Below are 12,212 nucleotides of genomic sequence, written 5' to 3' on the forward strand. Positions count from 1 at the left end.
CACTTATTCGAGCATCAAGATGCCCTATGGATTAGGAGTCTTGTAGAGCTTGGTCCAAATCGGCAATCAGATCATCGATGTCTTCCAGACCCACCGAGAATCGCAACAAGCCATCTGTAATACCACGTTCACGGCGAACCTCAGCCGGCATTGCAGCATGAGACATCATCGCTGGGTAAGACAGAATGCTTTCCACAGCTCCCAAGCTTACAGCAACAATGGGTAACTTCACCCGGTTAAGGACGGCTTTTGCACGATCCCCTGAACCGACGTCAAACGAAACGACAGCTCCATATCCTGTTGATTGGCGTTCATGTGCCTCGCGGCCAGGATGATCCTCCAGCCCTGGGTAAAAGACAGCGGGAATATCACTGCGCTCATTAAGCCATGCCGCCAGTTTGGCTGTGCTCTGTTCACTATGAGCCATGCGAGCCCCCAAGGTTTTCATCCCGCGCATCAGAAGCCAGGATTCTTGAGCCCCGAGTACAGTTCCGAGTCCATTTTGCAACTGTTTCAGTTGTACGCCAAGTGATTCCGTACGAGCAACGGCTAACCCTGCAAGTACATCACTGTGACCCCCGAGAAACTTCGTAGCACTATGTACGACAATATCCACACCCAGCTCAATGGGGCGCTGATAGTAAGGTGTCATAAAGGTGTTGTCCAGAATTGTGATCAGGTCATGTTCCTTTGACCAGTCAGTTACAGCAGCGATATCCGTAATACGCAGGGTCGGGTTGGACGGTGTTTCCATATAAACTGCCTTGGTGTTCGGCTTGAGCGCCGCTTTTACTTCATCTATATTGGTCATGTCTACAAAGGTCGTCTCGATCTGCATCCGGCTCAATATGGAAGTAAGCAAACGATATGTACCTCCATATACATCTTCCGTTACAATCATGTGATCCCCTGCGGAGAACATCATGAACACGCTTGAAATCGCAGCCATTCCCGATGAATAAGCGAATCCTCGTGCTCCGCCCTCCAGCAGTGTGATGTAATCTTCCAAAGCCTGACGTGTCGGATTACCTGAACGGCTGTAATCATGTTGAGGCGGATTGAAGATATCAAAATGATGGAACGTGGACGCTTGATAGATCGGTACACTGGAAGCCCCCGTTGTTTTATCTATTTCATCACCGAAATGAAGCAGCTTGGTATCGAATTTCAAGTCCGAATGGGGCTTTTTGTTGGACTCACTCATGATGGCACGCCTCCTTCAACTTCCTGTTGAGCTGTTGTCAGAGCATTGCCGAGATCTGCAATCAGATCATCCACATGCTCAATGCCTACGGAGAATCTTAATAGACGGTCATCCACACCTACGGCTTCCCGAATTTCAAGCGGTATATCCGCATGAGTCTGTACCGCTGGATAAGTCATAAGCGATTCCACTCCACCGAGACTTTCGGCAAAAGCAATCAATTGGATATGACGCAGCAATGGTTCCACATAACGTGCATCCTTCACTTTGAACGAAAAGATGCCTGTGTTGCCAGTGGATTGTTTGTTCTGCACTTCATATCCAGGATGATCCGACAGCCCTGGATGATACACTTCACCCACCGCTGGATGCTCAAGCAAATATTTGGCAATAGTAAGCGCATTGAACTCATGACGCTCCATACGAAGCGCCAGCGTTTTCATGCCTTTCATTAACTGGTAGGAATCACTTGGAGATAATACGGCTCCGATTGAATTATGCAGGAACGCCATTTCAGCAGATAACGCCTCACCCTTGGTAATAATTAATCCGGCAAGCACATCATTATGTCCACCCAGATATTTGGTAGCACTATGAATGATGATATCGGCACCCAGTTCAATTGGACGCTGGAAAAATGGAGTCAACAATGTGTTGTCCACAATGGTCAACAGGTTGTAATCCTTCGCCCAGGAAGCGACGGCTTCCACATCAGTGACCATCATCAGTGGATTGGTTGGCGTCTCAATGAATACCGCTTTGGTATTCGACTGACGGACATTTTCCAGTGCTACCAGGTCATTTGTATCCACATAACTTGCTGTTACGCCGAAACGGGACAAAATGCGTTCAAGCAAACGGTAGGTTCCACCATACAGATCCAGCGATACAATCAGGTGATCTCCTTGACCAAACATGGCAAAGATCGTTTGCAGCGCGGCCATACCCGAGCTACAGGCGAACCCTGCATCACCGGCTTCCAGTGCTGCTGCTGCTTCTTCCAGCACCTTGCGAGTCGGGTTGGTCGTACGAATATAATCAAATCCCGTGCTTTGTCCAAGCTTCGGATGGCGAAACGCAGTGGATTGATAGATCGGAAAGTTAATGGCGCCTGTTACCGGTTCATTAATGGACCCAATTTGAGCTAAACGGCTTTCGATTTTCAACTTGTTGTTGTCTTCCATTACTGCATCCTCCTGTAATCTCGATTAGATTTGTGGGCCAATATCGTAAGGTGTTTCCTGGTACACATAGTAATTGAGCCAATTAGAGAATAATAAGTTCGCATGCGCTCGCCAAGTTGCCGGAGGCACACGGGAAGGATCATCATTCGGATAGTAATGTCTAGGCAGTGCGATATCCATGCCTTTCGCAGCATCCCGGTCATACTCCCACTTTAATGAGAAGGGGTCATACTCAGCATGTCCCGTAGCAAAAATCTGCTTGCCATTTTTGGTCGCAACCAGGAATATACCAGCTTCCTCGGATTCAGCCAAAATCTCAAGTTTCTCGTTCTTCTCAATATCTTCACGTCGCACTTCCGTATGACGGGAATGCGGAACGTTGAACACTTCATCGAATCCACGTAATAACGGAACATGGGGTTTGTTGATGGTATGCGGGAATACGCCAAAACACTTTTCATCCAGCGGAACCTTGGGTACGTCAAAATGATGGTATAGACCCGCTTGGGAAGCCCAACATATGTGCATGGTCGAAGTTACATTGGTTTTGGTCCATTCAAAGATTTCCTGAATTTCCTTCCAATAGTTCACGTCTTCGAAATCCATCTGTTCCACTGGAGCGCCCGTAATGATCATGCCGTCGAAACGGCGATGCTCAATCTCATCGAAGGTTTTATAGAACAAATCCAAATACTCCTGCGACGTATTCTTGGATGTATGGGATTTGGGATGTACCAGAACGACATCTACCTGAATCGGTGTGTTTCCCAGCAGGCGAAGCAATTGCGTTTCAGTCGTTTCCTTTGTGGGCATCAGGTTTAATATAGCGATACGGAGCGGACGAATATCTTGCTGATATGCAGAAGTTTCGTCCATGACGAAGATATTTTCTCCTTCAAGCACTTCTTTTGCTGGCAGCGTATCCGGTATTTTAATTGGCATAGTTAGTCTAACTCCTCCTTGTGCATAGATAGATGCAGCTATCGCTTGCTTGATGTGTTCACATCCAAACAGCTCCAGGCTGCCATGAGCTTGTCTACAGACATTGAATTGTACTTCCATCCAGGTACATACAAGCTCAAGTTCCTTAGCGAAAATCACTGCTGAGAAGTCGGGGCATATGACAAAGACCTTCCTCGGATTCCGAGAAAGGTCATATGTAAATAGATATGCGCCTCTCTCATCTCTCAGTTACAACAGTGCCACTTGACACTTGGTCGCTGCAAGAATTAGCACCGTGCGGTATACCGCCGGTTGCCGGGTTTCATCGGGCCAGTCCCTCCACCTACTCTTGATAAGATTTCGCTGTATTAGATTGTAATTTAATATGGTTCACCGTCTACTTTATTACATTAATGCCCTCACGTCAAGTTGCTGTTCGATGTCTGCTTCCCGAATCGGAACTGTTCATCATCCATTGTCATACACTGCCTCAGAGCGCGAAATAGACACATTTTTGCGCTTGAAAGCACCCTGTACCAGCGGTATACTAAACAAGTGTTATAACCCTTATGTGAGAGGTGACATATTAAATGGATGGCGACCCGAGGCCTGACTGGCAGCCGAATTCCTACAAACTGCATAGAGAATTGACATCAGCATGCCGGCAGCGGGACGTGACTTCCGTTTGATTATAAAGTGAACGCAGCCCTGATCTCCAGGCTCCGCTGCCGACCGGCTGATCTCTTCTTTTTGCGCCCAATATTGAACATATCCGCCAGATAGGCGGGTGCAGAAGGAGTAGATAAACAATGAAAATCCGGTTGGTAAACAACGGTGTATTTATCCCGGTGGATGATATTCAGCAGGCGCTGACTCCACCAGCAGAAGGATTCTACTGGATTGATGCGGACGTGGACGATCTGGCTATACTTCAGCCGTTATTCTCCATGCATGATCTGGCAGTGGAAGACTGTCTCAGCGACGAAGAACAACGTCCGAAGATCGAAATTTATGAGAGCCATTATTTTATTGTGATTAATAGTATTCGTTTTGATGACGAAGAAATATTTCTGCGTGCGGTCAACATGTTCCTCGGTAGACATTTTATTATCAGTGTTACGAAGCAGAAGATCAGCGAACTGCGCACACTGAAGCCGATTCTGTGGGAACAGGAAATCAGCACCCCGGATCGCCTGCTTTATCTGCTGGTGGACTTGATTGTTGATAATTACTTTACCGTAGGTGACCGAATTGAAGCCCGAATTGAGAAGCTTGAGGAAGACATTCTGATGCACACCAAAAAGTCACATCTGAATGAGATCATCGGACTTCGCAGTGAGATTCTATGGCTGAAAAAAGTGCTTGGACCTCAGAAAGAGGTCATTAATACATTGAATAAAAAAGACTTGCGTCTCATTGATGATCAACTGCAAAAGTACTTCAGTGACATCTATGAGAATGCCGTTAAAATATCTGAAACCTTTGAAACTTATCGCGACCTGATGGGAAACTTGCGAGAAGCCTACCAATCCAGTATTGCGAATCGGGCGAATGAGATCATGCGTGTGTTCACCGCGATTACCACGGTCTTCATGCCGCTGACGGTCATTACGGGTATATACGGGATGAACTTCACGAATATGCCGGAGCTTAACTGGAAGTATAGTTATTTTGTAGTTATCGGGCTGATGGTTACACTCGGCCTGAGCATGTTCTTCATTTTCCGCAAAAAAGATTGGGTATGAATAACGAAGACGAAGCGCTCCACAGGGAGGAACGCCTCGTCTTTTTTTGTACTCTTCACCTAGCCAACATTCTTCTCTGTCTCCATGTGCCGGCGAAACCGGATGCGTATCATACGCAATCTCTCATAGACCTGTTCCAGACTTCCTCCTTCGGGTTTCTCTCCTCCATATACCTTATGTAATACAGGCTTCAGGAACGTATCTCCCAGCTCCTCATATGCACTCCATACAGCTTCCTGTTCATTCTCAGGCATAACTGCCAACTCGACATCCAATAAACAGTCTGTGTCATAGCCTTCGAGATCCAATGTCTCCAACAACTCAATTAACTCCCGCCGGGACAATCCGGATCGACTGACGAGCTCCTCTAACGTATAACCTTCCTTCATGCCTTCAAGTACCTGCTTGCGGGTAGTGAACTTGTCAAGTTCCTGCTTGTATTTCTGCTCTCTCTGTTTGTATAACCAGCTCTCATATTCATCTTCCTTTAAGGCAGTGTACACCCAGTCCAGCGGGAACGTCGTTGAACGCTCTATCCCATTCGTTATCTCCATCCACTCCGTACCATATTCGGCTGCTTTGCTCTCCCCCACTCCAGGCAATTGCATCAGTTCATCCATCGATTGCGGAACAAAGGCACTGATCAAACGCAGCAGACGATTCGTGGAAATAAAATAAGGTGCCTTCCGGTCAGATACGGCTTTCTTCCTGCGCCAAGTGCAAAGATCCGTATATAACTGCTCATTTCCATATAGTTCGCTATAACAATGAAGCCGCTGACCGCCGTAACTGCGTGATTTCAGATCATCATTCTCGTGAAATAAACCCTGTAGCTGTGGACGATACCCCTCACTCATCTGTATGGCAAGCTGATGACGGTAGATATGAAGCAGTTCCTCCCAGGAAGTACCTTCGTACCAGATACAATCTTCGCGATCTCCTTCCTCATAGCGGCTCCATCCCAGTTGCCAACTATCTTCCTCTTCACCAATCCATAGCTGCGCATATTCTGCATTCTGATCTGATATTCTGGATAATCTGTTCATGAAAATGACTTCCATTCCTGTTCCCTCCCTTTGACATTTCAGCCTATACGGGTTAAATAAGCTACCTACAGGCAGCACAAAAAACACCTCTCCTGCAAAATCCATGCAAGAGAGGTGCTTCCTCATTTAACCGTGCTATGCTGTTGCCCATATCATACCACATTGGTAAAATTCGTCAATGCCTTATTCATTTACTTGTTTAACGCCAATTTGGCCAGCGCCAGTGAACCACACAGACCTGCGTTATCACCCAATCCTGGAGATACAATATACTGCTCAATGTCGGATTGAAGCGCCGGATGCTGAACGTACCCCGCAAGCAGTTCCTGCAGTTTGCTGCGAACCATCGGGAACAGGTGCTCCTGCTTCATCACTCCGCCACCCATAACAATTTTCTGCGGAGAGAGAATCAGAACATAATGCATCAATGCATGTGCGAGGTAATGTGCTTCGATCTCCCAGGCTTTGTGATCTGCTGGCAGTTCATAGGCAAGCTGCTCCCAACGTTTGTTAATGGCCGGACCTGCTGCAAGACCTTCGAGACAATCACCATGATACGGACAGAAACCCTCGTATGTATCTTCTGGATGTCTGCGTACGATAATATGTCCCATCTCCGGATGTGACAATCCATGCACCATTTTACCGCCCACCACAGCTCCAGCACCAATGCCAGTCCCAACAGTGATATACAGACAGCTCTCCAGGCCCTGTGCTGCTCCCCACGTGGCTTCCCCAAGTGCTGCACCATTTACATCGGTATCGAATGTCATCGGCACGTCAAAATGCTCCTTGAGCTTGCCAATCATGTTGTACTGTCCCCAGTGCGGTTTCGGTGTTGTCGTGATGAAACCGTATGTTGGGCTTCCTTCAATCGGATCAATCGGACCAAATGAACCTACACCCAGAGCTTCAATGCCTTTGCCTTCAAAAAAAGAAATGACTTGAGCCATTGTCTCTTCGGGTGTCGTTGTAGGGAAGCTTACGCGTTCAAGCACTTCCCCACTTTCCGTTCCAATACCACATACGAATTTGGTTCCTCCAGCTTCAATTGCACCTAAAATTGTCATGTTAGTCACACTCCCAAGTTACGTATTTTCCAGATTGTCCAATCGCTTCAGTAATGTCTGTCTCCAACTATCCGACAGCGCAGAAATGGCTAGAAGTGCACGAATACCTTCGGCATCCTGTTTCCCCTGATGCATAATCCAGTTAGCTTCAAGAACAGTCATCGATGCAGGGTCAGTGCTGATCCGTCGGAAAATGGATGAAGGCCGCACCTCACCTTCTTGTAATACACGAAAATAAAAGCCGGTATGTCCGCTCTCCTGAAAATAAACAGGAAGCTCCTTATAATCATACCGTACAGCCAGCTTGAAACAAGGCTGTCTTGGTTGACTGACCTGTACTTGGGCTTGACCCAATTCGTACACATCACCAATACGGACCATTTCCTCAGCACAGCCTTCCACCGTCAGATTCTCTCCAAAAGCTCCCCAGTCCAGCTTGCGATCCATCAGCTGTTCCAGCGCCGGGTAACGACTGTAATCGTATACACAAACGGCCTTGTCAGGTCCGCCATGATGCACCAGATCCGCCTGGGCATCCCCTGTCATTCCAGTGAATGACAGGAAAACCGCGTCGGATACAGGATGTTTCACAATGCCGCTCATCACTTCACGCTTCTGCCCAGGGAGCGGCTTAGGCTGTCCTACATTAACGGCCAGAACAGCTGTGTTGCCCTCGTCTTGCTTTCGATCAGGTGTGAGTGTCATTTGGCATCATACCTCCCATAATCGCTTTCTGTTAACGTACAGAGCCACCAAATACCAGTGTATTACTCAAAAGCCGCCCTGGTGAAGTCAGCATTTTGCCACCAGCGTACATACCAGAGGATGCACCGCCATCCAAATTCATGGCCTGTTTAGCACCAAGCTTCTGCATTACCGCTGCCCACTCCTTGACGGTAGCACCAGAAACAGTAGCCAGCATGACGGAACCATCCGCCATAATCGCGATACCACTTCTGGCTCCGGAAGCGTTTAGAATCTTGGCATCCTTGAAACCTTCGCTCGTTGGATTTACTGCCACCTTGCCGTCCTTCACAAGACGCGGCCCTGCTCCTACAGCGGTTACTACCTCTTGCCAAGGAATCTCTTTACCTGCTGCATTCGTATATTTATAATTCATTTCTACGGTTGAACCAACAGAAAAGCGGTCCGAAGAAGACTTCTGATTGCCTGTGAAGACCAGCACTGAGCCATTCTTGGGAATCGCTACATTCGTGTTGGGCACTTTTTTCGTTACAATCCCATTCTCCATAACTACTGCGGTTCCACCTTTGAAGCCAACTGTCGAACCTCGTTCAGGCGTGTACAGCATTGTAATGCTCGCATTCGCTGAAGGTGTTCGATTCACAAAAGTCGCATACCAGCTACGGGATTTACCTTTCTCATCTGTCACCTTGCCTGTCAAGCTCACTTGTAACGAATCCATAATAGCTGAACCATCTTTCATAAAACCAATAGATGTTCCGTATCTTCCAATATGTATAACTTCACCATTTGCTATTAACATGCCGTATGGATCTGGTGCTCCGTTATATGCTTCAAAGAATGCCCCGTTAATCGCTGCATGTGCGCCATAGGCTTTTACAATCGAAGGCAATGTTGCCGTCTGACCAACTTGTTTCTTCGCGAGACCCACGGTAACCGGTGTTCCCTTCGGAATCGAAACTGTCTGTACAGTAAAACTGCGTCCTGCTGCTTTTACTTTCTGTACTTTAGTGCTAATTGCTGCTTTGGCATCCACTGTTTGTGGAGCACTTACCGCTCCCGAAAGAACTAGAGGCAGAACCAGGACGAGGGCCATAGCCCCTGTCCACCATTTTTTTCTTGTACGTATATTCTGCATGTTGCTCACCCTATTGCCACTCCCATCCAAGAGCCAAGGCTCTTCATCTCAAGTTGTTCAAACTTGTCCATCACCATATCCGGATCAAGACGCAATTCACAACCATCCAGCGCACATGCGACCGGAACAGCACAATGAATCTCTGCCAGTTTGCGGGACAGATGAAGCATGTCCAGATCATTCTCAATCTTATTGCGCACCGAAGGAGTAAGCTTATCCATATTACTCAGAATCCCTTCAATCGAACCGAATTCCTGTACAAGCTTCAACGCTGTTTTCTCACCAATACCCCGTACTCCGGGATAGTTGTCGCTGGCATCACCCATCAGACCCTTCATGTCAATGACTTGACGAGGTGTCAGTTGTTTCTCTGCCATCAACGTTTCAGGATTGTACACCATGTAGTTGCCATGACCTTTTTTCATAATAATAATGCTCGTGCGGTCATCGATCAGCTGTAACATGTCATGGTCACCCGTCAGTACCATTACATTCATATCTGTCTCTTCGGTATAATACTTAGCAAGTGTCCCGATACAATCATCGGCTTCGAATCCTTGTGCACCTATATTTGGGATACTCAGACTGTCCATCACTTCACGGATCAGGGCAAACTGAGGAATCAGGTCATCCGGAGCTTCCGAACGGTTACCTTTATAGGCTGCATATTCTTCACCACGAAACGTCTTGCCGCCCATATCCCAACAGCATACAACATGACTTGGCCCAAAAGTCTGAACCGCATCCCAGAAATAACGGATAAATCCGTATACTGCGTTGGTAGGCACTCCTGCCTTTGTACGTCTGATATATCCGCTTGCGGATGTCGCATAAAAAGCACGGAACAACACCGCCATACCATCTACCAGCAACAAAGTAGGTTCATTACGTTGATTCACTTGAATTTGTTCTCTCCTATCTATATCTAGCAAATAAAATGTCGAAACTAATTCTATCATTATAGCATAGTTCCGCCAACCCTCGTTCAGCCAAAAAAGCCCTGAAATTTGAACAATTCAAGGCTGGTCGATCGACTTCACATATGAATGGACAAGCACGAAGTTTCGTCCATATTTATGCGTTATTCCATTCCTGCTCATACGTTTCTTCCTTGAAGCCTACGGTCACCTTTTCCCCATCCGTAACAATCGGACGTTTGATCAGACGGCCATTCGAAGCGAGTAAAGCAATCTGTTCCTCCGCAGACATGCCCGGCAGCTTGTCTTTCAATTGTTGTTCTTTATACACTTCTCCGCTGGTATTAAAAAACTTCTTCACTTCAAGTCCGCTCTTGTGGATCAGCTCTGTTAACTCTGTTTCTGATGGCGGTGAGTCAAAAATGGGAATCAGCTCCAGCTCATGTTCCTGGGCTTCAAGCCATTTAACCGCTTTGCGGCATGTGCCGCATTTGGCATACTGATATACTTTTAAGTTGCTCATTTGTATCGGCCTCCAAAATTTAATATCAAATCATAAATATTTGCATGCGGTATGTTGTTCGGGGCTTGTCATTCCCCTACAAAGCTTCCCTAGGCGATGCCTCTGCATCCAAACGTGCCTCCAAAGCGGCCATATCTGCCGGGAATGGGGCCTGAAATGTCATGCGTTCCTTCAGAATGGGATGTTCAAACGTCAGTTCGCAGGCATGCAACGCCTGACGTTCAATCCAGCGATCACGTTCCTCCCGAACAGCCAGGGTCTGCTCATCTATTTCATGAACAGGTAAGGTCTTGTACATCCGATCACCAATCAATGGGCAACCCAGGGATGTCATATGTACCCGAATCTGATGGGTTCTGCCACTTTCCAGCTTGAGGCTTATTGCACTGGCATTGCCCTCTGCCCAACGTGTCAACGTGGTGTACAACGTTCTTGCAGCATACCCGTCAGGTGTTACAATGCGCCGATGCGGCTCTTCAGGATCACGATCAATAGGTCCATCCACTACACCCTGTTCCGGGACGGGGCTGCCGTGCACCAGTGCGATATATTTCTTGTCCACCGTACCTGCAATCATCTGTTCAGACACATGCTGATGCACATAAGGGTTCTTGGCGATCGCCAGCACACCTGACGTTTCCTGATCCAACCGATGAATCGGTCTGAACCGGAATCGTTCGCCTTTGGATTTCCAGTAATGAACGACCCCATTGGCCAAAGTACCTGTATAATGTCCATTTGTTGGATGAACGATGATGCCCGCATCCTTGTTCACAATAAGCAAGTGTTCATCTTCATACAGAATGGTGAAGGGAATAGGTTCAGGCAAAATATCATCCGATTCCTCTTGCTCCATCCGAAATTCAACAACATCGCCCGCAGATACCTTGACGCTAATGAACACGCGCTCTCCATTTAACATGACACCTAGATCGGTCAGCTTGATTTTGGACAAAAGCTTGCGCGATACCAGCAGCCGCCGCTGAAGCACGGTCTTCATCAGCCAGCCGTCTTCTTGTTCGGTCACCGTGTAAACAATGGGCGAATAGTATTGGCTCATTCTTTGCGGCGGAATACTTTTTTGCTCCGCACATATTCAATATCGGCTACCTGTTGTCTTGCGTTGGCCGTCCGTGCAACCACGAAGAAATAATCAGAAAGTCGGTTTAAATACCGTCGTACAGACGGGTTAATATCCGTATGCTGTCCCAGTGTTACCGTGCGACGCTCTGCGCGGCGACATACGGTGCGGCACACATGCAGGGCAGATGATAGCTGACTGCCACCAGGAATAATGAATCGTTCCACCTTCGGATTCTCTGCATCATATTGATCAATCCATTGCTCCAGGCGTGTGACTATTTCATCTCTCACCTTATACTTGGTCTCACTAATCCGCACAAAAGCCAAGTCCGATCCGCAGTCAAAAAGTTCCTGCTGGACTTCCAGCAAATTCTCACGCAGGTCTTCAAAATTTCCCTGAGCAGAGTCAATGAGGCTGATTGCCTGACCGACAAAACAGTTTAGTTCATCAATCGTGCCATAAGCTTCAACTCGATCATCATCCTTGATGACGCGTCCACCGATAACAGAGGTCTGTCCTTCGTCACCTGTTCGTGTGTATATTCCCATCGTAATCCCTCCAATTTGTTTATTTAATCATGAATACGAAAATGCCTTATTTTCAGAAACCAGTCTATCGCTTTACACGTATATAAGAATTGGTGTGCTCTGCCGA

Annotated in this window: 12 protein-coding genes and 1 riboswitch; of the genes, 1 reads left to right on the top strand and 11 read right to left on the bottom strand. The window is 47.3% G+C overall.

What is annotated here, in order from left to right; all coding sequences use genetic code 11:
• Positions 1 to 31: 31 nt before the first annotated feature.
• Genes C0Q44_RS13875 through metA form a run of 3 tightly spaced genes read right to left on the bottom strand, consistent with a single transcriptional unit; the run spans position 32 to position 3,330 of the window.
• Entirely contained in the window at positions 32 to 1,204 is a 1,173-nt protein-coding gene (locus C0Q44_RS13875; protein WP_105407914.1) for a trans-sulfuration enzyme family protein, read from the bottom strand.
• Complete coding sequence (locus C0Q44_RS13880; protein WP_105407915.1) at positions 1,201 to 2,388, bottom strand: PLP-dependent transferase; 1,188 nt, start codon at positions 2,386 to 2,388, stop codon at positions 1,201 to 1,203. The genes C0Q44_RS13875 and C0Q44_RS13880 overlap by 4 nt, the downstream gene beginning before the upstream one ends.
• 24 nt (positions 2,389 to 2,412) lie before the next feature.
• Positions 2,413 to 3,330, bottom strand: a complete 918-nt coding sequence (metA, locus tag C0Q44_RS13885) for a homoserine O-acetyltransferase MetA (protein WP_105407916.1) — start codon at positions 3,328 to 3,330, stop codon at positions 2,413 to 2,415.
• 235 nt (positions 3,331 to 3,565) lie between these two features.
• Positions 3,566 to 3,689: riboswitch (SAM riboswitch) on the bottom strand.
• A gap of 450 nt (positions 3,690 to 4,139) precedes the next feature.
• Between metA and corA the strand changes: the two genes are divergently transcribed.
• Positions 4,140 to 5,075, top strand: coding sequence for a magnesium/cobalt transporter CorA (gene corA / locus C0Q44_RS13890; protein ID WP_105407917.1), 936 nt, complete (start codon positions 4,140 to 4,142; stop codon positions 5,073 to 5,075).
• A gap of 59 nt (positions 5,076 to 5,134) precedes the next feature.
• Here corA and C0Q44_RS13895 read toward each other — a convergent pair whose 3' ends face one another.
• From C0Q44_RS13895 to C0Q44_RS13930, 8 genes are all read right to left on the bottom strand, one after another.
• Positions 5,135 to 6,136 (bottom strand): HRDC domain-containing protein, encoded by a 1,002-nt coding sequence (locus C0Q44_RS13895; RefSeq protein ID WP_105407918.1) that lies wholly within the window; start codon positions 6,134 to 6,136, stop codon positions 5,135 to 5,137.
• 176 nt (positions 6,137 to 6,312) lie between these two features.
• Complete coding sequence (locus tag C0Q44_RS13900) at positions 6,313 to 7,191, bottom strand: ROK family protein (protein ID WP_105407919.1); 879 nt, start codon at positions 7,189 to 7,191, stop codon at positions 6,313 to 6,315.
• An 18-nt stretch (positions 7,192 to 7,209) separates the two neighbouring features.
• A complete protein-coding gene (locus C0Q44_RS13905) occupies positions 7,210 to 7,896 on the bottom strand; it encodes an MOSC domain-containing protein (protein WP_105407920.1) in 687 nt (228 codons plus the stop codon).
• Positions 7,897 to 7,927: 31 nt separating this feature from the next.
• Positions 7,928 to 9,034, bottom strand: a complete 1,107-nt coding sequence (locus C0Q44_RS13910) for a phosphodiester glycosidase family protein (RefSeq protein ID WP_258166386.1) — start codon at positions 9,032 to 9,034, stop codon at positions 7,928 to 7,930.
• A gap of 5 nt (positions 9,035 to 9,039) precedes the next feature.
• A complete protein-coding gene (locus tag C0Q44_RS13915; protein WP_105407922.1) occupies positions 9,040 to 9,933 on the bottom strand; it encodes a 5'-3' exonuclease in 894 nt (297 codons plus the stop codon).
• Positions 9,934 to 10,108: 175 nt separating this feature from the next.
• Entirely contained in the window at positions 10,109 to 10,474 is a 366-nt protein-coding gene (locus C0Q44_RS13920; RefSeq protein WP_105407923.1) for an arsenate reductase family protein, read from the bottom strand.
• Between the two features lie 76 nt (positions 10,475 to 10,550).
• Positions 10,551 to 11,534, bottom strand: coding sequence for an RluA family pseudouridine synthase (locus C0Q44_RS13925; protein ID WP_105407924.1), 984 nt, complete (start codon positions 11,532 to 11,534; stop codon positions 10,551 to 10,553).
• Positions 11,531 to 12,106 (bottom strand): cob(I)yrinic acid a,c-diamide adenosyltransferase, encoded by a 576-nt coding sequence (locus C0Q44_RS13930; protein WP_105407925.1) that lies wholly within the window; start codon positions 12,104 to 12,106, stop codon positions 11,531 to 11,533. The genes C0Q44_RS13925 and C0Q44_RS13930 overlap by 4 nt, the downstream gene beginning before the upstream one ends.
• Between the last annotated feature and the right edge of the window lie 106 nt (positions 12,107 to 12,212).

Source organism: Paenibacillus sp. PCH8, assembly GCF_002968835.1.
Taxonomy (GTDB): domain Bacteria; phylum Bacillota; class Bacilli; order Paenibacillales; family Paenibacillaceae; genus Paenibacillus.

What these genes read in the sequence shown, in the direction of transcription:
- C0Q44_RS13930 (WP_105407925.1), bottom strand. Translation starts at nt 12,106, where the DNA reads ATGGGAATATACACACGAACAGGTGACGAAGGACAGACCTCTGTTATC.
- C0Q44_RS13875 (WP_105407914.1), bottom strand. Translation starts at nt 1,204, where the DNA reads ATGAGTGAGTCCAACAAAAAGCCCCATTCGGACTTGAAATTCGATACC.
- corA (WP_105407917.1), top strand. Translation starts at nt 4,140, where the DNA reads ATGAAAATCCGGTTGGTAAACAACGGTGTATTTATCCCGGTGGATGAT.
- C0Q44_RS13900 (WP_105407919.1), bottom strand. Translation starts at nt 7,191, where the DNA reads ATGACAATTTTAGGTGCAATTGAAGCTGGAGGAACCAAATTCGTATGT.
- metA (WP_105407916.1), bottom strand. Translation starts at nt 3,330, where the DNA reads ATGCCAATTAAAATACCGGATACGCTGCCAGCAAAAGAAGTGCTTGAA.
- C0Q44_RS13920 (WP_105407923.1), bottom strand. Translation starts at nt 10,474, where the DNA reads ATGAGCAACTTAAAAGTATATCAGTATGCCAAATGCGGCACATGCCGC.
- C0Q44_RS13895 (WP_105407918.1), bottom strand. Translation starts at nt 6,136, where the DNA reads ATGGAAGTCATTTTCATGAACAGATTATCCAGAATATCAGATCAGAAT.
- C0Q44_RS13880 (WP_105407915.1), bottom strand. Translation starts at nt 2,388, where the DNA reads ATGGAAGACAACAACAAGTTGAAAATCGAAAGCCGTTTAGCTCAAATT.
- C0Q44_RS13910 (WP_258166386.1), bottom strand. Translation starts at nt 9,034, where the DNA reads ATGCAGAATATACGTACAAGAAAAAAATGGTGGACAGGGGCTATGGCC.
- C0Q44_RS13905 (WP_105407920.1), bottom strand. Translation starts at nt 7,896, where the DNA reads ATGACACTCACACCTGATCGAAAGCAAGACGAGGGCAACACAGCTGTT.
- C0Q44_RS13925 (WP_105407924.1), bottom strand. Translation starts at nt 11,534, where the DNA reads ATGAGCCAATACTATTCGCCCATTGTTTACACGGTGACCGAACAAGAA.